This is a genomic window from Microcystis viridis FACHB-1342 (assembly GCF_014698335.1).
In the GTDB taxonomy this organism is placed as follows: Bacteria; Cyanobacteriota; Cyanobacteriia; order Cyanobacteriales; family Microcystaceae; genus Microcystis; species Microcystis ichthyoblabe_A.
This window is the reverse complement of record NZ_JACJSV010000009.1, coordinates 23745-43613: the sequence shown is the minus strand read 5'-3', so window position 1 is coordinate 43613 and position 19869 is coordinate 23745. Positions and strand designations below refer to the sequence as shown.

Genomic DNA, 19869 nt, shown 5'->3' with positions numbered 1-19869 from the left:
GTGCTTTGTTGGCGGTTGGGGTTTTAGGGTGTTGGGTTTTTAGGGTTTTAGCTGAAATTCCCCATTTCCCCATTTCCCCATTTCCCCAACGGCTTGCTGCTATAATCTCTGAATATCCTCAAATTTTATGAAAACTTATTAACAGATACTTGACTTTATGCTAAAAATCAAGGAAAAAAAACCAATAATTAGCATCGATTCCATAACTGCGGCGATCTTGCTCAGTTTAACCCTAATTCCTGCCGCTATGGCCAAGGATGTACTTCTGAGAGTGGGCATTGTCCAACGTTTTGGCGATGAAGCCAAGGAAAAATTAACCCTGAGCAGTACCAGTGGTGATAATCTCACCCTGCGCGTGGTAGGAGAAGATGGCCAATCCCAAACCCTGCAAACCAATCGCCTACAATTAGAAGTTATTCCCCGTCCCCTTGCTTCTCCCATCCTCCAAGAAAAAGTCATTTTAAGCGACCACGCCACCTTTGAAACCGCCGAAAATAGCGCCAAAAACTGGGCAAAAATGGGCATTAAAGTGGAAATCACCCAACCCGGACGCTGGCAGGTTTGGGCAAAGCGAGAAGTTTATGAAAATCCCCTAGTGCGACATTGGTTGCTGACCAGTTTGCAAGCCAAAGGCTACAATCAACCCTATATTAATAGTGTTTTACTCAAAGAAAAGCCGCAAGTTTCTTTCCAAATCAACGGGGTGCGCTATTTTCCCAAAGAATTGGAAATCGAGAGCCAAAAAAACCTGATTCAAGTCAGCCATAGCCCCGATCAGGTACGTTTGTACGGTGGGACTATGCGCCTACAGCCCAACGCCTACGGCACTTTTACCCTAGTTAATAACGTTCCCCTTGAAACCTACCTGCGTGGGGTTGTCCCCCACGAAATCGGTCATGATGCCCCAGAAAGTGCCACCCAAGCGCAAACTATTATCGCCCGTACCTACGCCCTCCGCAATCTCCGCCGTTTTCAAGCCGATAATTACGAACTCTGTGCCGATACCCATTGTCAAGTTTATTATGGATTGACGGGAACTAATCCCCGGGCTGATCAAGCGATCGCAGCTACCCAAGGACTGGTTTTAACCTACCAAAATGAGTTAGTGGATGCCCTTTATTCCTCCACCACCGGCGGAATAACTGCCCTCTTTAGTGATGTGTGGGATGGGGAAGAAAGACCTTATCTCCGGGCAGTGGTGGACTCCCCTAATCGAGTCTGGGATCTGTCGAAACAATCCCTCGCTAATGAGACAACTTTTCGCCAGTTTATTAATCTTAAAGATGGTTTTAATGAGACGGGACGACGGGTTTTTCGCTGGCAAAAACAAGCTTCTTTAGCTGATTTGAGTCAAGACCTAGAAACCTATTTAACACGGCGAAAACATCCCCTGGCCGACTTCCAGAAAATCCAATGGATGGAAGTGACTAAACGCTCTCCTTCCGGTCGGATTCTGACTATGACCATTCAAACCGATAAGGGGATTTTGGAACTGCATAAAAATGAGGTGCGTAGTGCCTTAGGACCGCCTCGCAGTACCCTATTCTACATCGATCCTATCTACGATACCAATCGACAGATCCAGGGTTATAACTTTATTGGTGGCGGTTTCGGCCACGGGGTAGGATTAAGTCAATTTGGTTCCTATAATTTAGCCCGTTTGGGTTGGTCTCCTGAACAAATTCTCGCTTTCTATTATCCCGGTACCACCATCCAACCTCTCAATAATTCGATTATCTTTTGGCGAGGAAATTAATCAGTTATCAGTTATCAGTTATCAGTTATCAGTTATCAGTTATCAGTTATCAGTTATCAGTGAACAGGGATATCAGGAGAAAAAAGCTGACGGCTGACGGCTAAAAGGCTGACGGCTAAAAAATCGCCTTCATCTATTTGACTAAATTTTACATCGGTAAACGCTGAATATCTCGGTTAGAACCAATTACCACCATGGCTAAATCCTTGTGTAATCTTTCTTGGGGATTGGGGTTAATCTTGAATTTTTCCGCATTACCGACAGCGACAATATTTAACCCATAACGATTACGAATTTCTAACTCTGCTAGGGTTTTACCGTGAAAAGCTTCCGGGACTTTTAACTCGACAATACTATGTTCAGGATCGAGATCAAATCGTTCTAAAATTGATGGTCTAGTTAAACGGTGCGCTAACTCACAACCGGCATCGTATTCGGGAAACACTACTAAATCTGCGCCAACTTTTTTGAGTAATTTTCCATGGATTTCTGTGGAGGCTTTAGCGGCGACAAAATTAACCCCCGCTTCCTTACAATTGAGAGTAGTAATGATACTTTCTTCCACGTATTTACCAATAGCGACAATCACCGTATCGGTTTCAAAAATTCCCGCTTCTCGCAGAGCGTTAGGTTTGGTAGAATCAAGTTCGATCGCATTATCTACTATTCGATCAGATAACGCTTGTGCTACTAATCCTTCGTCAATATCTGTCCCTACCACTTGATAACCTTGTTTGCGTAGGGTTTCACAAACGGCTCGCCCAAATCTGCCTAATCCGATGACGGCAAATTGGCGATTTTGGGGACGCATACTACTAAAAAATTTAATTGATTGCATAAGAAGTTAAACTGTTACGCATTTAAAATGCTAGTGTCAATGAGTGAGGAGACAAGAGAAACTGATAACTGATATTAATTATCCCACTAAAAGGTTTTCTTCGGGGTAATTAATAACTGTTGGTTTCGGATCGCCGATAATGGCCGCTATTAAAAGTATAACTCCTACCCGTCCAAGATACATCATAAAAACGATAATTAACTTAGAGATCGGTGATAAAGCGGCGGTTATTCCCATAGATAAGCCGACAGTTCCAAAGGCAGAAACTACCTCGAAAAATAGTTGAATCATTTTAAAATCTGTCTCCACAAATGAGATAGCTAGGGTGGAGATAATAATCGCTATAACTGAACCAAAAACCACCGCCATTGACTTTAAAATTAACGGCATAGGAATGCGTCTTTGATAAAGAGTCACTTCTTCACGTCCCCGTAAAACCGAGCGGGTACAGTTATATAAAATCCTAAAAGTTGTGGTTTTAATACCTCCCCCTGTACCGCTAGGACTGGCTCCTATAAACATCAAAGCCATGGTAATTAATAAACCTTCTACGGAAATTTTACCAATATCAATGGTATTAAATCCTGCTGTTCTCGATGTTACCGATTGGAACCAAGCACCCAGCAATTTATCTTTCAGTGATAAATTAGCCAAAGTGTCACCATTTCCCTGTTCAGTAAGTAAAAAAGCCAAGGTTCCTATCACTAATAAAAATATAGTTGTGCTGATAGCAACTTTATAGTTAAGAGAAAAAACAAAGCCTTTTCGTTTATATTGAAAGCGGTAAATAAACCAAGTGTAAAACTCGATAATTACCTGATAACCGATACCTCCAAAAATGATCAGTCCTGTGATAGATAAGTTAATAATAATTGAAGAATGATAGGACATCAAGTTATCTTTAAACAAGCCAAAACCCGCATTATTCCAAGCACTAATACTATGAAATAAAGATAACCACACCGCATATCTAAAATCATACTTTTGGGCGAAGACAGTTAACATAACCAAAGTTGCTGTTAACTCAAAAACTAAAGTAGTAGCAATCACTGATTTCATTAAACTTTGACTACCTTGTAGGAAAGGTCGATCAAAAGATTCTTGAATTGCTAACTTCTGTCTCAGGTCAAATTTTCGCCCAATTAATAACATTAAAAAAGTGGTAGTGGTCATATATCCCAGTCCACCCACTTGAATTAATAAAGCGATAAATAATTGACCCCAAAAAGAAAAATAAGTACCCGTATCTACCACTGCTAAACCCGTGACACAGACAGCAGAAGTGGAGGTAAAGAGGGCAACAATTGGATCATTCCAAGTGCCGCTAGTGGTAGAAACAGGCAACATTAACAGGGAAGTTCCCGCTAAAATTACCGCCATAAATCCCAAGCAAATTGTCCGGGCAATCGTCATATAAATTCCTTAGTGAAAGTAGCTAAGAGAAGAATGTTTTTGGGCTAACACTTCTTGATAAACTAACTGTAAGCGATCGATATTTTTGCTAAGAGTGTAAGATTCTAAAACTCTTTGACGGGCTTTTTGACCTAAAATTGTGGTTAATTCGGGATGATCTCGTAATACAGGCAAGAGAGTTTTTAATTGGGTAATTAGTCCTCTAGTATCTAGAACTATTCCCGCACCTTTTAACACTTCCCCATCGGCACCCACATCCGTAGCCAGACAAGCAACACCGCAGGCCATCGCTTCCAAAAGGGAAATCGATAAACCTTCCACTAAAGAGGGTAAAATAAAGCCGTCAACCCCGCGCAGAATTTCAATTCGTTTATTTTCATCGCCGATAAAACCTAACCAGATAATACCATCTTCTTCCCCATAAAAAGGTTTAAGGGAAGGAGTCAACGGACCATCTCCAACAATGAGCAGTTTGCATCTATCCCCTAAATTGGTTTTTTTCCAGGCTTTCAATAAAGATTCTACATTTTTCTCCGGCATGATCCGACCGAGATAAATAAATAAACAATCGGCATTATATTGAGCTTTAATATTCGATAGTCCTGGACAATACTTATTAATATCAACCCCATTGGGAATAATTGCTAATTTTTCTTCGGGAACTCCCAATTTAACTAAAAAATCCCGTTGAGAGGTGGAAAAAATAATTACCTTATCGTAATTAGCTAAAAAAGGGGCGTGTAGTTGGTAGGTTAATAATTGGGTACTAGAGATGAGATTGCGAATTTTACTATCAAAAGCCGGGTGAAAAGTCGCCACTAGAGGCAAATCTAAAGACTCACAAATTTCCGGTAGCAGAAAATCGAGGGGAGACAGGGGTAAGGACGCATGAACTAGATCGGGTTTCAGTTCCCTGAGTTTATCCTGTAGAACCCGACTCGATTTCAGGGTGGGAATAGTATAGACTTGGGAACTATAGAGACGTGGCAGGGTGATTTCGTCGTAAAAGTCGGGCCAATCGCTTACGGTGGGTTTTTCGGAAGAAAAATGCAGAAAACTGACTTGATAATCTCGATCGAGCAGGGAATTAGTCACTTCTCGCCCATAGGTAACGTTACCGCAAAAAGGAGATTTTTTTCCTAACCAGGCAATGTGCATTGAGATTCTCTTAAGAAAAATTTAATTTAGTCAAGTATCAGCTTACTAAATTAACCGTAAAATTAAAAGCTAATAGAGTACCCAAGCAAAATTAATTACCCATCTAAGTCCTCAGCTAAAAATTGCCCTTTGCAAGAGTGCCTATTTGATAGTTAAAATTCTCGGCTTTTTACTGATTGGCCGAGGACTTGCGACGACGACAGCGTTCTGAACAGTATTTGACCTCATGCCAACAGTTTTGCCACTTTTTGCGCCAAGTAAAGGATAAACCGCAAACGGGACAAATTTTACTGGGAAGATCGGACTTCGAGACCTGACGTGCCATGATTAAAATTAAAAAGTCAAAAACTGCGCCTTATCTATGAGTGTAGATGAAAATAATCAGAGTTCCCCACTCGATCGCCTGAGAATTATTTTAGTTGAACCTGCAGGAGCCTTAAATGTGGGTTCCACTGCCAGAATTATGCGGAATATGGGCTTAAGTCGCTTAATTATCGTCAATCCCGCCTGTGATATCCTTGCAGAAGAAGCGCGACGCATGGCAGTACACGGAATTGAAGTCCTAGAAAACTGTTCACAGGTAGCCACCCTTCTGGAAGCTTTGCAGGGTTGTCATCGCATCATTGCCACCACCTCGAAACCCCGTCACCTGAATACTCCCCTCGAAACACCCCGGACCGCCTTACCCTGGTTACTCACCCCTAACCTAGAATCGGCCCTAATTTTCGGGCCAGAAGACCGGGGTTTAAGTAACAGCGAACTGAACCACGCCCAGCGTTTTGTCGGTATTCCCGCTAATCCTCAATATTCCTCCCTTAATCTGGCCCAAGCGGTGGCGGTTTGCTCCTACGAACTGTACCAAATGGCGACGGAAAATAGGCTCGAACCCCCGTTAGAAATGCTCCCTAATGCCACTTTTGAGGCTCTAGAAGGCTATTATCAGCACTTAGAGAGCTTTTTGCTCAAAATTGGCTATCTTTACCCCCACACCGCCGCCGCTAGGATGGAGAAATTCCGGCAATTTTATCATCGGGCCCGGCCCACGGTGGAGGAATTAGCCCTGCTGCGGGGTATTATCGGTCATATTGAAAGTATCGGGCAACTTTTTCTCGGTCTTGATAGTCTCAAGGGCAAGAAAAAAAATTCTCCTAGCGACCGATAATAAATCTGGATACCCTTGAGGAAAACCGTGACTCGTCAAGTAACTCGTCGTCCTAGTAAAGTTCAATCTGGCCCTGAGTCCCCTAGGTCCATGGACTTAAACAATAACAAAAAGCCTGTACCAGTTAAAAGGACAAAAAAACAGCGTAAACCCAACCTAATCGCTTCTTTTCTCCTTCAGGTTCTTCGCTTCTCTATCCTTGGTGTCGGTTTAGGTGCGATCGCTGGTACGGTTTTAACGGTGGTGGATCCGAGCAAATTACCCCTACACCCAAAACCCACCGCTACTAATTCCCCGACTCTCAAACTCGTCACCCCAAAACCGACCACCTTAGTCTTAAACGAAAATCTCAGCAGCCTTAACCAGAAATTACAGGCTTTAGCGGTCAAATATCCGAAATTACAGGCGGGAGCATTATTTATTGACCTTGATAACGGTGCTTACGCTAATTTTCGCGGAGATACTATTTTTGCTGCCGCTAGTACGATTAAAATCCCGATTCTGGTGGCCTTTTTTGAGGATGTGGACGCGGGGAAAATTCGTCTCGATGAAACCCTTGTGGCCACTAAGGATGTCCTGGCCAGTGGGTCCGGGGATATGCAGTATCTAGGATTGAATAAAACCTATACTGCCCTAGAAACCGCCACTAAAATGAACGTAATTAGCGATAATACCGCTACTAATATGTTAATTAAGCGGATGGGCGGCAAAAAGGCTCTTAATCAGCGTTTTCAAGCTTGGGGTTTGACCAGTACGGTAATTAATAACCCTTTACCAGACTTGGAAGGAACTAATACCACAAGTCCGAGAGATTTGGTGACAATCTTAGGAAAAGTTAATCAAGGGGAATTACTTAGTTTACGTTCCCGCGATCGTCTATTGAATATTATGCAGGAAACGCGCACTCGCACCCTGCTGCCCCAAGGTATCGAGAAATCCGCCGATATTGCCCATAAAACCGGTGATATTGGCTCAATGTTAGCGGATGCGGGGATTATTGATATGCCCAACGGGAAACGCTATCTAGGAGCAGTGATGGTCAAACGTCCCCACAATGATAGTAACGCTAGGACTCTGATTCAACAAATATCGCGCACGGCCTACCAACACTTTAAATGGTATCAAACTCAACCCGCAGCCAAACCGCAACCAGTCGCCCAGTCTTCTCCCTCTCCTAGTCCAGTCGTTATTCCTAGTCCGGGTAATTAGCCCCTAGGTTAAATTATTGGCTAAAAGACGGGCTAATTGTTCGGCATTTGCCCGGGGGGAAAGACGAGGGATGATTTTTTCCCCCGTGGCCAGTTTTTGACAGAGAACGGGGATTTCGTACTGATAAGCGTTAAACCAATCCTCTCGACTGGTAATGTCCCTAATTTCTAACTGCCACTCCGGTTGACGGATTTTTTCTAGTTTTTCTAGCAACCCTTCGCAAAGATGACAGTCCGGCTTACTGTATAAAATTAGTTCTATGGTAGTCATAAATATTTATGTTCATTACCTCCACGATTAGTCTCTCATCAACAATTCTACAAACTCCCACACCCACACCGACTTTAAATAATAATTTAGTTAATTCAGGTTCTCAAAATCTAGTCTATATCGGTGTGTTTCTTCTGGCAATTACCCTAGTCATGGTTATTGGTATTATCAATCAAAAAATTGAATACGCTCTCATTTTTGCCGCCACTCTCACCGTTATTTTAGTTGCTTTTTTCTGGTTTTTATAAGTCCTTCAACCAAGGGGATTGAGGTCATGATATTCTGACTTCCCCAACCGACTCCTAACACCCTATATACAAGCAAAACGATCGGACTTATAATATAATTGTATTGATTGTGGCTTGTTGCTAGAATCACCCCAAATTGACTCAATGGGTTTATAAACGATGACAACCCTAGATATTGCTACCGATATTGTCTGTCCTCCCACCGATTTATGGAGTGATGAACCACCCTTGGAAAGTGATCTGCATTTACAACAAATTATTTTATTATTATCTTGTCTTGATTGGCTCTGGCAAGATAGAAACGATTACTATGCCTCGGGCAATTTGACTATTTATTATAACGAAAGACAACTGAAACAGCGAGATTTTTGTGGACCAGATTTTTTCGTGGTTTTAGATACAGAGAAACGTCCCAGGAAAAGTTGGGTTGTCTGGGGAGAAGGGGGTAAATATCCCAATCTAATCATCGAAATTCTCTCCGATTCCACCGCTAATGTGGACAGAAAAGCCAAAAAGGAACTATATCAGCATACTTTCCGGACTCCTGAATATTTTTGGTTTGATCCTAATACTTTAGAATGGCAAGGATTCACTTTAATCGAGGGACAATACCAACCGATTACCCCCAATGAAAACGGTTATTTATGGAGTAAGCAACTAGGATTATATTTAGGAATTTTTGCCAATAAATTGCGCTATTTCACCGAATCAGGTGAATTGGTTCCCACCCCTCAAGAGTCGGCCCGACAGGAAAGATTAGCCAAAGAACAGGAAAGATTAGCCAAAGAAAGAGAACAACAACGGGCGGAAAAATTAGCCCAAAAGCTGCGAGAATTGGGCATTAATCCCGATGAAATTGCTTAAATATCCGATTGGGGGTGTTAGGGTGGAAACCACGGCGCAATTTTTCCTTAATTGCTAGGCATTAAAACGAGTAATCCGAAACTCTGATTCTAGCCTAGAAATCATGGCAAAATCTCCACACTGATGTTACAATAATGACCAAGGGCAACAATCTTCAAATATAATTAATGCCATGGTGCAAAAAATAGCTTTTTTTAATCATAAAGGTGGAGTCAGCAAAACTACAACCACTTTTAACCTTGGTTGGATGCTTGCTGAGAAGGGCAAAAGAGTAATTATTGTCGATACCGATCCCCAATGTAACTTAACTGGTATGGCTTTGGCTAAAGAAAGTGAAGATAGGGAGGAAAGACTACAAGCCATCTACAATACTTACTATAATATTAAAACAGCTTTAGCACCTGCTTTTGAGTCTCAACCGAGATTAATTGAAGCTGTGGACTGTATTCCTATTGATGGTCGTGATCGTTTATTTCTATTGCCCGGTCATGTGGGGTTAGCTGAATATGAAGTTACCCTAGGTATTGCTCAAGAACTTAGTGGGTCAATTCAGGCTTTAAAAAATCTCCCTGGTGCGATTACATATTTATTAGACAAAACTGCCGAAAGATTTCAAGCTGACTATATTTTAATCGATATGAGTCCCAGTTTGGGGTCAATCAATCAAAATATACTGATGACCAGCAACTTTTTTATTGTGCCAACCACAGCGGATTTTTTCTCGGTTATGGCTATCGATTCTTTAACTAAAATCTTGCCTAAGTGGCACCAATGGGCCAAGGCAGCTAGTGCTTTACCAATTCTCAAAACCGCCAACTATCCCTTCCCTGAAGTTAACCTACATTTTTTGGGAACTATTGTTCAAAACTATCGAATTATTCGTGGAAAAGAAACAAAAGCCTTTGAAAACTGGATTAACACAATCGAGGAAAATATCGGCAATAAAATGATTCCAGCCCTAGGAAAAAATGGCATGATGCTACCGAAATTTATCTACGATCAGAATGGTGTACCAGACTGCTGTACTCTAGTAAAAATTCCTAATTTTAATAGTCTTATTGCCTTATCTCAAGAGCATCAAATGCCTGTTTTTGCGCTAACTGCTGAACAATTGAAATCAGCTAAGTGGCAGGGTAAAGTGTTAGGTAAAGCCCAAGAAAAACAAGAGGACTTTAAAAAGATTTTTTCTGACTTAGCAGACAAAGTTATCGGTCTTACCTCCGAGATTTATGCAGTTAGCCATTGAACAATTTCGCCTTAGTCTTGCCCGCGTTCGTGACTTGATCGCTATCCACAATTCCCTCAAATCTCAGACTACTTCGGACCTAGATGTATCGGATATCCTCAGAGCCGCTTTAGTCCTGACTGTGAGCGCTTTAGATATTATGTTCACGAAGTGGTTACTCTAGGAATGCTAGAAATTTATCGAGGCCAACGTTCAGAACCTTCTCCCACTCCTAACAGTTCTCAATCTGCCTTTTCTCGTTTTCAAGTCTCCTTGAATGGCGCACGACAAGAACGATTGATAGCTATTAGTATTGGCTCTTGGTTAGAGAACGAAATTCAACAAAACTACGGTTCTTTTTTTGATCAAGAATCTCGCTCAATTTCCGAGGTACTACCAATGATTGAAAATCTCCTCACCAACAAACTTAATAGTAATTATTGGCTAGAGACTGAAATTAGAGAAAACCTCAGATATAAAAGCTTTCAACAACCGGACAAGATAGCGGAGGCCATTAGATTAATTTCAGCCAAGAAATTGTGGGAAGAAGTGGCCAGCAAACTAAATAAACCAGCCAAAGATATTAAAAGCCAACTTAGCATAATTGTTGATCGAAGGAACAAAATCGCCCACGAAGCTGATATAGACCCGAGTTACGGCATTGGCAGTCGCTGGAATATCGATGAAAATCTCGTTAATGATGCCGTTACCTTTATAGAACAGCTTGTTGAAAATATCCATCAGGTACTTGAGGACATCCACTAGCCGAAAATTTCCCCGGCAGTCCATCCATAAATACTTATGATTTCTCAGGGAATTATAACAATTATTAAATAATGTGTAGTTTTGTATACTGAAGTCAAGAACTTAGCTACAATATGAAGTGGCGTAAGATATATAGAGATTAGCTAGTGAGTCGGCATCAAGACAGTCAAACTGACCGGAAACGAGAAGAAACACAGTTCACTCCTTACAGTGCAGAAGCGATCGCTCAACAATACCGTTACAAACCTTGGCAATTGTTCGGTCGCGCTTTCGTGATTACTTGGTCTTTAGGATTATTTCTCCTCAGTCTCCTCTGGGACAAATGGACAAAGCAAGAAGAAGCCAATAAATACCGGCGTGCCAGCGAACTTAGGCAAATTCTCACCCGTTTGGGTCCCACCTTCATCAAAGTCGGTCAAGCTCTCTCTACCCGCCCCGACCTCGTTCGCAAAGACTTTTTAGACGAATTAGTTAAACTGCAGGACCAACTTACCCCCTTCGATAACCACATCGCTTTTGCCCTTATCGAGACAGAATTGGGGATGCCTGTAGAAAAAGCCTATCGAGAAATATCCCCCACCCCTGTGGCTGCCGCTAGTTTAGGACAGGTTTACAAAGCTATTCTACCCACCGGCGAAGAAGTAGCCGTTAAAGTGCAAAGACCGGGGCTGCGGGCGCTTTTAAGCCTTGATTTATATCTAATGCGCTGGGCCGCCCAAAAATTCGGCCGTTTATTACCCCTCAATCTCGGCCACGACCTCACCCTGATTGTCGATGAATTCGGCACCAAACTCTTTGAGGAAATCGACTATCAAAACGAAGGTCGCAACGCCGAAAAATTCGCCACCAACTTCCAAAATAACCCCGAAGTTAAAGTTCCCAGTATCTACTGGCGTTATAGCGGTCGCCGCGTCCTCACCCTGGAATGGATTGATGGCTATAAACTCACCGATACCGAGAACATCAAAGCTTTAGGATTAGACCCCAATAATATCGTTAAAATCGGCGTAACCTCCGGATTACAGCAACTCCTCGAACACGGCTTTTTCCACGCTGATCCCCACCCGGGTAATCTTTTCGCCACTTTTGATGGTCGCATGGCCTATATTGATTTTGGCATGATGGACCAGTTAGAGGAGGAAACTAAAGAAACCCTCGCTAGTTGCGTCGTCGATTTAATTAACAAAGACTACGAAAACCTGGCCGCCAACTTTGTCAAACTGGGATTTTTAACCCCAGAAACGGATATAAAACCCATTATTCCGGCTCTAGAACGGGTTTTAGGCAATGCCATCGGTCAAAGGGTCGGTGACTTCAATTTCCGCACTATTACCGATGAGTTCTCCGAATTGATGTACCAATATCCCTTCCGGATTCCCGCCAAATTCGCCCTGATTATTCGTTCCCTCGTCACCCAAGAAGGGGTGGCCCTTACCCTCGATCCTAACTTCAAAATCGTCCAAGTGGCCTATCCCTACGTCGCTAAACGTCTCCTGACCGGGGAATCGCCTCAACTGCGCCGGCGTTTACTGGATGTGCTGTTCAAAGACGGTAAATTCCAGTGGCAACGCCTAGAAAACATGATTACAATGGCTCGATCGGAAAGTAACTTCGATTTACTGCCCACAGCGCAATTAGGCATCACTTTTCTTCTCTCGGAAGAAGGTCGTTATCTGCGTCGTCAATTGCTATTAGCTTTAACGGAAGATGACCGTCTCCATACTGCCGAAGTGCAACGTCTCTGGGGTTTAATTCAAGGAGAATTGCAACCGCGGCGACTCTTGGATGTGGCCATGAGCGCTTTTCGGGAATTATCGTCCCAAGGTGTGGCCGCTGTCCTTCCGCGAGAAACCAGTTCGCGTTAAAGTGTTTAAGGTCATTATCGCTTAATCACTTTTTCTATGGATTATTATTTTCTGCCCCAACCTCCCTATTTTCTAGTTTTTGCCGGTTTATTTATCGGTATTACCTGCGGGGCCGCTTTTGAAGCTAGTCTCAAGCAAGTGGTTAACAATTGGTATAAAAATAAGGGTTCAGACGATCAAAATCTTTTAAAATCCAGTTCCTTACAAATTCCTTTTATTGGTATTTGTGTAGGAATCTGTCTTTTCCTGGCCTCGGGATTAGATATATTTATTCTCAATGGTTGGGTTGCCTACGCTATCTCTCTCCCGATGACTATCTTTATCGGTGGTTTGGTTTGGAGTCAGTTAGGGGAATTGTTAGGCCAATTACAGCGCGGCGGTTCTAAAGAAATTGACCTCGATTATCGGGGATAATTACGAGGCAGCAAACATTTAGGACTAAGATAATAGGTGTTAGCAGATAGGAAAGATCAACTCCCCCACAACTAACACCAAAACCCTAGTTATACCCAATTTTCCAGCTATTTTGGCCCGCGATTTTAGATGCAAAAACCTTTAGCATGGCATTGGCGATCGCTTCCTCTGCATCAGCGCACTGGTTCCGAGGTTTTTGCCTGCTTATTCTCCCAAGATGCGATCGCTACTTTACTAGAAAGTCCCTATCCGGGTAATTCCCTCTCCCGTTACTCTCTTTGTGCTGGTTCCCCGCGTCAGCTTTGGACCCCTGCATTAGGGGAAATTTTGCCCTTTTTAAGCAGTTTACTCCCCCAACCCCGATGTGATCATCTTCCCGATCATCTTCCCTTCCATGGCGGTTGGTTGGGGTGGTTAGGCTACGATTTAGCTTGGGAAATAGAAAAATTACCCGACAGGAAAGCTGATACTCTCCCTTTTCCCGTCGCTTATTGGTATGAACCGGATAGTTTTGCCATTCTCGATCACCAAGCACAAATTCTCTGGTTAGCTGCCACTAAACCCGAAGATTTAGATAAATACGAACAATCTTTAACCACTAACCCCGATTTTGAGTTCATCGATCCCCAACCCTCTCCCTTAATCTTTTATACTTCTCAACTCGACTACGAAAAAGCTGTTAAAAAAGCCTTAGATTATATCAGAAAAGGTGATATTTTTCAAGCAAATTTATCCCTAAGATTTCAAAGCACAACTAGGGCAAAAGGATGGCAAATTTATCGCAGTTTACAACAGATTAACCCTTCTCCTTTTGCCAGTTATTGGCGCACCCCTTGGGGAGAAATGATTAGTTGTTCTCCCGAAAGATTGGTCAAATTAGAAAGGGGAATAGCCAGCACTAGACCGATCGCTGGAACCCGTCCCCGGGGTAAAACCGAGGCACTCGATCGACAATTGGCCGAGGAACTATTAACTAATAAAAAAGAACAGGCCGAGCATATTATGCTAGTGGATCTAGAACGTAATGATCTAGGTAGAGTTTGTGAATGGGGATCGGTGGATGTGGATGAATTACTGACGATCGAGCGTTATAGTCATGTTATGCACTTGGTCAGTAATGTTCGAGGAAAATTAGATAAAAAGTATCATGCTATTGATTTAATTAAAGCTCTTTTCCCCGGGGGAACAATTACCGGTTGTCCGAAAGTTCGCTGTCTAGAAATTATCGAAGAATTGGAACCGATGCGACGCAATTTATTCTATGGTTCCTGTGGCTATATTGACCTACGGGGTCATTTAGATTTGAATATTCTCATCCGTACCCTATTAATGACTACTCAAGGGAATTTAAACACCGTTTGGGGACAAGTGGGAGCGGGAATAGTTGCCGATAGCGATCCCGAAAAAGAATGGTTAGAATCCCTTCATAAAGCTGAGGCACAATTAATCGCTTTACGTTCTTTTTAATTGTTGATTTCAACAAACTAACCTATTGTTGCATCTTGCATGAGTGCCTTTTGCCTTTTGCATGAGTGCCTATCCTAACCAAGAAATTAATTTGGCACGACTACTTACTTTTTACCTTATCTGCTATTTTGTAGGATAGCTTCCGATCTTGAACCCTATTCATGAATCAAATTTCTATCGCCGTTACTTTTTTTCTTAGTTTAGTCTTGACCTCGCTTCCCTTTTTACTTTTCGGGGCAGCCGTTTCCAGTTTTTTGCTGGTTTTCGTCAATAAACAGCGATTAGCGGCGATATTTCCCCGTAATCGACTGTTAGGAGCGATCGTTGGCAGTGCCATCGGATTAATCTTACCCGTCGGACAATACGGCACGATTCCCGTCGCTAGAAGATTCTTATTAGAGGGAGTACCCCCAGGGGTGGTGTTTAGCTTTCTCACCGCTGCACCTACCCTAAATATCGTCACTCTTTGGCTAACTTGGCAGACTTTCAGCTATTCTAGTATTTTCTTCTATCGATCGCTTTCGGTCTGGTTAATGGCAATTTTTATCGGCACTCTCTTTAGTTTCTATCGGGAAAAACCCCGCACCGATAGTGAAATTCCCCTAGAATCGAGTTTAGTTCTTTCCGGTAGTTTTTTACCGGAGGAAGCAGCCAGTCAACCCCTACAAAGAGTCGGCAGTCTTGTTTATGAGTATAAAACTAGAGATAGGCAAGCTTGGCCAATTTCTGTGCAGTTATTTCTCGATAACTTTATCGATGAAGCACTGGAATTAGGGGGATTATTAATTATTGGCTGTGCGATCGCTAGTGTCTTTCAGTTATTATTACCTCAGAGTCAATTAATTGCCTGGGGGAATACTCCCGTTACTCAAATTCTCGTGCAGTTGTTTTTTGGTTTCACTCTCCCTGTTAATGCCAGTCTTAGCACTTTTGTCCCCGGTTCTTTAATTACTAATCTGTCCGTGGGTTCCACTCTAGCTTTTTTACTGGTCGCTTCCCTCATTGATATTAAAGCTTTTATCCTTCTCCTATCAGCTTTCCGTGCTAAAATCGTCCTTTATTTCGGAATTTTATGCCTGTTAATGAGTTTTTTAGTGGCTCTGATCCTCAGTTTTTATCTAGGTTGAATTTCTTCCGGGTCAAAAAAATTTTCTCTTGACAAAAGCCCCTTGACATGATACTATATTCATAATGGAAAATCCGTGCGCCTACGAACCCTATTTTCCTAAGCATTTAAACTCTAACTCATCTTAATTCTGCTTGTCGGAGTTGCGACAACATAGTTTTATAGTTCTCCATAATTGTTTGGCTATCGGGATGATTGTCTCCTAATACTTGGGTAGCAATCTTAATCGCTTCTCGATAGAGAGGTTCCGCTTCTGTGTACCTGCCTTGGGAATCGTACAATGCTGCTAAATTGTTGAGGGAAGTTGCCACATCGGGATGATTGTCTCCTAAGAGTCGTTTTCTCAAATCTAATGCTTCTAGATAGAGAGGTTCCGCTTCTGAGTATCTACCTTGGGATTCGTACAATCCTGCTAAATTGTTGAGGGAAGTTGCCACATGGGGATGATTGTCTCCTAAGAGTCGTTTTCTCAAATCTAAAGCTTCTAGATAGAGAGGTTCTGCTTCTGTGTACCTGCCTTGGGAACGGTACAATGCTGCTAAATTGTTGAGGGAAGTTGCCACATCGGGATGATTGTCTCCTAAGAGTTGTTTTCTCAAATCTAATGCTTCTAGATAGAGAGGTTCTGCTTCTGTGTACCTGCCTTGGGAACGGTACAATGCTGCTAAATTGTTGAGGGAAGTTGCCACATCGGGATGATTGTCTCCTAAGAGTCGTTTATACAAATCTAAAGCTTCTAGATGGAGAGGTTCCGCTTCTGTGTACCTGCCTTGGGATTGGTACAATAGTGCTAAATTGTTGAGGGAAAGTGCCACATGGGGATGATTTTCTCCTAAGCGAGTTCGAGTTGCGGTTAAACAAGCTTGATAGTAAGGTTCAGCAATAGCATACAATCCTTGTCCTTTATAATAACGAGCTAAACCCGTATAGGACGAAACTAAATCCTCATCAGCGATATATTGGGGATATTCCCTGACAGCTTGTTCAATATGGGGAATTAAGGGAGTCAGATTTTGAATAATATCTAGAGTAGGAGTTTCGGGGACTGTTCTCGATGTATCTGTCATCACCGTACAATAACGACTTTTTGCGGTATTGGCTATCTCGGAACCTTCTAATTTTTCCCGTAGATAAAGACGGATGAGGGGATGCAGTTGATACCATTCATTGCCTAAAGATTTCAGCAAATTAAGCTTAACCAAGCTATCGGTTAACCATTTTTCTATCTCGTCTTTAGCTTCATCAGAAAATAAACTGATGATTAAGTGCTTGGGAAAAGGTGCCGAAGCAAATAAACTGAGATAAAGAGCTAATTTTTGTTTTTCTGTTTCTAACAGTTGCCAACTGAGATCCAGAATTGTTTTAATACTGCGGACTTCCTCCTTATCAGAGTTGAGATATTTTAAGCCTTTTTTGGGGAATTTTTCCTTGATATTTGCTAAAGTTTCAGTGGTTGCTTGTCTCAGAAAACTGCCTAGTAATTGTAATCCTAGAGGCAAATATCCTAAACACTGACAAAGTTGCTTGGCTGCCTCTAACTCCGCGGTTAGACGTTCTTTTCCTAAGTAGGTTTGCAGTAAATCTAAAGCTTGCGCTGCCGTGAGAACATCTAAGTTTATCGTTGATAGCGATACCCCTAAGTAACTAAAGCGAGTGGTAATTAAAACCCGAAAACGAGAATCTTTTCCCGGTGGTAGATAAGATGTAATTTGGTCGTAGTCACGCACATCATCAAAAATAATTAAAGCATTTCCCTCGGGCCAATTTTGCCAACAGTAACGCACTCGTTCACTTAAGGTTCCCTGATTGGGGATGTTTAAACCCAGGTATTCTCTGGCAAAAAATAAAATAGCCAAACCGGGGTCACTGTTAAGGACATTTATCCAACAAATACCCGCAGGATAATCCCCTTTATGTTGCCAAGCATACTGTAAAGCTAATTCAGTTTTTCCCGAACCTCCCATCCCACTTAAAACAATTGGGGAAGATTGCTGAAAAGCTTGATGAATCCGGGATAATTCCTGTTCTCTACCAACAAAGTTAACTGCTGTTCCTGGTAAATTATAGGGATCATGAACGGTATTTTTATCGGTAAATAGCTGATTATAGTTGGTAGCTTGGGTTGAATTTTCTGTTAAAAATAACCGCAGGAAAAACCAAGAATTTAAATCTGGCATATACCGAATAACTTTGTTAGTAAAATCATGATTCATCCACCAAATTTGTCGGAGATTAAAGCGAGCTAAATTTTCTCGATTGAAATTAATTAATTGCAAGGCATCTACTAGGGAAACATCAGAAAAAGCGGTTTCAAAACCAGTAATTGATACTACTCCCGACTCCAATTCTGCCAATTGTGTTAACAAGAAGTTCAAGACAAAAGAGGGTTTTTCCCATCTTGGTAAGACAATTTTATGAAAAATAATGCCTTGTTCTTGCAGTTTATTCTCTAATTCTCTAACTACTTGCTGACGGGAAAACTCATCATAAAATTCCACCCTAGCTAAACCTCTAGATGGTCTTCGTCCCCATAATAGCAAACGAGCTGCCGTATGGGAAATAGTACCCGGTTCTAACTCCGATTGATTAGTTTGATTAACTTGATGTACCACCGGGGACACCTCCATCGGGACCAGTAGGAATACGACCTTGAGCATTTAAAATATCAACCACAAGGGGATGCACCATAAAGCATCTTTCCCCGTCTCCATCTACTTCTTGAATCGCTCGATCATTTAATAAAGCGTATAATATCTCATTGGGAATTTGTGCTTCTGGATTAGCATCATAAATTCGTTTTAACAATAATACCTTATCCCCATAACTAACAGAATCGATATCATAAGGATTTTGGCCTAAACGTCTTTCATATTCTGTTCTTAAACTGCGAATTGCCCTGCTAATATGACTAGACATGATCAGATTTTGTTGATTGACAATTGCCTCATCAGAAGCTTCTCTAACTAAATAAAATAAATCTCTGATATTGCCACCAGAGGCAATAATAACCCGCTCTATTTGTCCATCTTCAAATAAATTAGATTTAACTCTTGCTTCTAAAACTTTTCTAACCGCTTCCCGTCCTTTTTGGTTAGGAGTATGATCTTTTTGGCAAAAAACTGGAGTATCGGGAATCAGGAGATTATGGTCAAAAGTGAGGTTAATCCCAGGAGATGAATTATACAATCCAATCGGAATATTAAAAATAATGTGAATGTCTAAATCTTTGAAAATGTTAGAATAGTTTAAAAATAAATCCCTGACCGCTTCTTGTGAAACACCAGCTTTATCGAAGTCTTCTCCAATAATTAACCAGCTTCTCTGCATAGTTTCCTGTAAGTTCTGATTACACTCTTTCAGGAGTTGATTAGCAATATTAATTAAATCTCTGGAACGGGAAAGACGGTATTCAACAACTTTTTTCTCTCGCGAGGAAGCAAACCGGAATTCTCCCTTGAGAGAGGCAAAAAGTCCGAGAATTTTATTCCAGAAAGAATCTTCCTTTACTCCCGCTCCTGCTTCCGTTTTGATTTGACTTTCTCTGGTTTCCTTGCGGGTAAATTCTTCAGAACTAAACCAATCCCAAAGCTTTTGTAAATTTTCATCACTGGGTTGTCGAGAAATTTTAGCGGTTTTCTCAACAATTTCCACCACCATAAAGAGAAACACATCAAGGGGACTGAAATTAATCGCATCGAGTTCACTTAAAACACTAAATCGCAGGGGTTCAAAATGCTGTTTAATCTCATGATCATTAATTAAACGAGTTAATTCTGTCGATTTGCCTACCCCCGTGTGTCCCATTAAACAGGCTTTGTAATATTGTTGCGTATCTATGACCCGTTTTAACCCTAATTTTAGAAGCTGAATTTTATCTTCCCCTCTCACTTTATTCATTTCTTCTCGATAAAAAGCATCTATTTCCTTCTGAGTTAATAGGGGTTCAGGAGATATAGTTAAATGGATTTCATCAAGAGTAGTCGCAGGTTCAAAGCGAGTCAGAGAGGGGTGTTGCATAGAGACAGGAAAAATCATTCTCTGGAGATACTTTTTATTATATAAGTAGCTGGTTATAATTAAATTAAAAAT

19 protein-coding genes are annotated in these 19869 nt (G+C 41.7%); 12 read left to right on the top strand and 7 right to left on the bottom strand.

Annotated elements, in window-relative coordinates; genetic code table 11:
• Positions 1–157: 157 nt before the first annotated feature.
• The gene (locus H6G40_RS05135; protein WP_002733423.1) at positions 158–1756 is read left to right on the top strand and encodes a SpoIID/LytB domain-containing protein; all 1599 of its coding nucleotides are present in this window, start codon (positions 158–160) and stop codon (positions 1754–1756) included.
• A gap of 148 nt (positions 1757–1904) precedes the next feature.
• Here the strand turns inward: H6G40_RS05135 and H6G40_RS05130 are convergent, their stop codons facing one another.
• From H6G40_RS05130 to H6G40_RS05115, 4 genes are all read right to left on the bottom strand, one after another.
• Positions 1905–2594, bottom strand: a complete 690-nt coding sequence (locus H6G40_RS05130) for a potassium channel family protein (protein WP_002732601.1) — start codon at positions 2592–2594, stop codon at positions 1905–1907.
• Between the two features lie 78 nt (positions 2595–2672).
• A complete protein-coding gene (locus tag H6G40_RS05125) occupies positions 2673–4007 on the bottom strand; it encodes a TrkH family potassium uptake protein (RefSeq protein ID WP_069474968.1) in 1335 nt (444 codons plus the stop codon).
• A 9-nt stretch (positions 4008–4016) separates the two neighbouring features.
• Complete coding sequence (locus tag H6G40_RS05120; RefSeq protein WP_069474969.1) at positions 4017–5165, bottom strand: glycosyltransferase family 4 protein; 1149 nt, start codon at positions 5163–5165, stop codon at positions 4017–4019.
• Positions 5166–5334: 169 nt separating this feature from the next.
• The gene (locus H6G40_RS05115; RefSeq protein WP_002801262.1) at positions 5335–5490 is read right to left on the bottom strand and encodes a DUF2256 domain-containing protein; all 156 of its coding nucleotides are present in this window, start codon (positions 5488–5490) and stop codon (positions 5335–5337) included.
• Between the two features lie 36 nt (positions 5491–5526).
• Between H6G40_RS05115 and H6G40_RS05110 the strand changes: the two genes are divergently transcribed.
• Together H6G40_RS05110 and H6G40_RS05105 are read left to right on the top strand one after the other, a co-directional pair.
• Positions 5527–6327: an RNA methyltransferase gene (locus H6G40_RS05110; RefSeq protein ID WP_069474970.1), complete on the top strand. Its 801-nt coding sequence runs from the start codon at positions 5527–5529 to the stop codon at positions 6325–6327.
• Between the two features lie 27 nt (positions 6328–6354).
• Complete coding sequence (locus tag H6G40_RS05105) at positions 6355–7536, top strand: serine hydrolase (RefSeq protein ID WP_002777608.1); 1182 nt, start codon at positions 6355–6357, stop codon at positions 7534–7536.
• A 3-nt stretch (positions 7537–7539) separates the two neighbouring features.
• Here H6G40_RS05105 and H6G40_RS05100 read toward each other — a convergent pair whose 3' ends face one another.
• On the bottom strand, positions 7540–7806 hold the full coding sequence (locus H6G40_RS05100) for a glutaredoxin family protein (protein ID WP_002777606.1): 267 nt from the start codon (positions 7804–7806) through the stop codon (positions 7540–7542).
• An 8-nt stretch (positions 7807–7814) separates the two neighbouring features.
• Between H6G40_RS05100 and H6G40_RS05095 the strand changes: the two genes are divergently transcribed.
• The 9 genes from H6G40_RS05095 (at position 7815) to H6G40_RS05060 (ending at position 15781) form a co-directional block, all read left to right on the top strand.
• Complete coding sequence (locus H6G40_RS05095; protein WP_002750530.1) at positions 7815–8054, top strand: hypothetical protein; 240 nt, start codon at positions 7815–7817, stop codon at positions 8052–8054.
• A 159-nt stretch (positions 8055–8213) separates the two neighbouring features.
• Positions 8214–8918 carry a Uma2 family endonuclease gene (locus H6G40_RS05090; RefSeq protein WP_002731745.1) on the top strand — a complete coding sequence of 235 codons (705 nt, stop codon included), beginning with the start codon at positions 8214–8216 and terminating at the stop codon, positions 8916–8918.
• A 172-nt stretch (positions 8919–9090) separates the two neighbouring features.
• Positions 9091–10164, top strand: a complete 1074-nt coding sequence (locus H6G40_RS05085) for a ParA family protein (protein WP_069474971.1) — start codon at positions 9091–9093, stop codon at positions 10162–10164.
• Positions 10148–10327: a hypothetical protein gene (locus tag H6G40_RS23140; protein WP_242028712.1), complete on the top strand. Its 180-nt coding sequence runs from the start codon at positions 10148–10150 to the stop codon at positions 10325–10327. The genes H6G40_RS05085 and H6G40_RS23140 overlap by 17 nt, the downstream gene beginning before the upstream one ends.
• A gap of 2 nt (positions 10328–10329) precedes the next feature.
• Positions 10330–10908, top strand: coding sequence for a HEPN domain-containing protein (locus tag H6G40_RS05080; protein ID WP_242028711.1), 579 nt, complete (start codon positions 10330–10332; stop codon positions 10906–10908).
• Between the two features lie 146 nt (positions 10909–11054).
• A complete protein-coding gene (locus H6G40_RS05075; protein WP_190537359.1) occupies positions 11055–12773 on the top strand; it encodes an AarF/UbiB family protein in 1719 nt (572 codons plus the stop codon).
• A gap of 36 nt (positions 12774–12809) precedes the next feature.
• Positions 12810–13187 carry a hypothetical protein gene (locus H6G40_RS05070; protein WP_002734118.1) on the top strand — a complete coding sequence of 126 codons (378 nt, stop codon included), beginning with the start codon at positions 12810–12812 and terminating at the stop codon, positions 13185–13187.
• 129 nt (positions 13188–13316) lie between these two features.
• Entirely contained in the window at positions 13317–14654 is a 1338-nt protein-coding gene (locus tag H6G40_RS05065; protein ID WP_069474973.1) for an anthranilate synthase component I, read from the top strand.
• Between the two features lie 161 nt (positions 14655–14815).
• A complete protein-coding gene (locus tag H6G40_RS05060) occupies positions 14816–15781 on the top strand; it encodes a permease (RefSeq protein ID WP_190537357.1) in 966 nt (321 codons plus the stop codon).
• Positions 15782–15899: 118 nt separating this feature from the next.
• On the opposite strand, the gene H6G40_RS05055 is transcribed toward H6G40_RS05060, so the two are convergent.
• Positions 15900–18407, bottom strand: coding sequence for a tetratricopeptide repeat protein (locus tag H6G40_RS05055; RefSeq protein ID WP_190537369.1), 2508 nt, complete (start codon positions 18405–18407; stop codon positions 15900–15902).
• Entirely contained in the window at positions 18376–19797 is a 1422-nt protein-coding gene (locus H6G40_RS05050) for a hypothetical protein (protein ID WP_190537355.1), read from the bottom strand. Before H6G40_RS05050 ends, H6G40_RS05055 begins: the two co-directional genes overlap by 32 nt.
• Positions 19798–19869: the final 72 nt, after the last annotated feature.

Coding starts and splice junctions, on each gene's coding strand:
- H6G40_RS05135 (WP_002733423.1), top strand. CDS start 158: ATGCTAAAAATCAAGGAAAAAAAACCAATAATTAGCATCGATTCCATA.
- H6G40_RS05130 (WP_002732601.1), bottom strand. CDS start 2,594: ATGCAATCAATTAAATTTTTTAGTAGTATGCGTCCCCAAAATCGCCAA.
- H6G40_RS05125 (WP_069474968.1), bottom strand. CDS start 4,007: ATGACGATTGCCCGGACAATTTGCTTGGGATTTATGGCGGTAATTTTA.
- H6G40_RS05120 (WP_069474969.1), bottom strand. CDS start 5,165: ATGCACATTGCCTGGTTAGGAAAAAAATCTCCTTTTTGCGGTAACGTT.
- H6G40_RS05115 (WP_002801262.1), bottom strand. CDS start 5,490: ATGGCACGTCAGGTCTCGAAGTCCGATCTTCCCAGTAAAATTTGTCCC.
- H6G40_RS05110 (WP_069474970.1), top strand. CDS start 5,527: ATGAGTGTAGATGAAAATAATCAGAGTTCCCCACTCGATCGCCTGAGA.
- H6G40_RS05100 (WP_002777606.1), bottom strand. CDS start 7,806: ATGACTACCATAGAACTAATTTTATACAGTAAGCCGGACTGTCATCTT.
- H6G40_RS05095 (WP_002750530.1), top strand. CDS start 7,815: ATGTTCATTACCTCCACGATTAGTCTCTCATCAACAATTCTACAAACT.
- H6G40_RS05090 (WP_002731745.1), top strand. CDS start 8,214: ATGACAACCCTAGATATTGCTACCGATATTGTCTGTCCTCCCACCGAT.
- H6G40_RS05085 (WP_069474971.1), top strand. CDS start 9,091: ATGGTGCAAAAAATAGCTTTTTTTAATCATAAAGGTGGAGTCAGCAAA.
- H6G40_RS23140 (WP_242028712.1), top strand. CDS start 10,148: ATGCAGTTAGCCATTGAACAATTTCGCCTTAGTCTTGCCCGCGTTCGT.
- H6G40_RS05080 (WP_242028711.1), top strand. CDS start 10,330: ATGCTAGAAATTTATCGAGGCCAACGTTCAGAACCTTCTCCCACTCCT.
- H6G40_RS05070 (WP_002734118.1), top strand. CDS start 12,810: ATGGATTATTATTTTCTGCCCCAACCTCCCTATTTTCTAGTTTTTGCC.
- H6G40_RS05065 (WP_069474973.1), top strand. CDS start 13,317: ATGCAAAAACCTTTAGCATGGCATTGGCGATCGCTTCCTCTGCATCAG.
- H6G40_RS05060 (WP_190537357.1), top strand. CDS start 14,816: ATGAATCAAATTTCTATCGCCGTTACTTTTTTTCTTAGTTTAGTCTTG.
- H6G40_RS05055 (WP_190537369.1), bottom strand. CDS start 18,407: ATGGAGGTGTCCCCGGTGGTACATCAAGTTAATCAAACTAATCAATCG.
- H6G40_RS05050 (WP_190537355.1), bottom strand. CDS start 19,797: ATGCAACACCCCTCTCTGACTCGCTTTGAACCTGCGACTACTCTTGAT.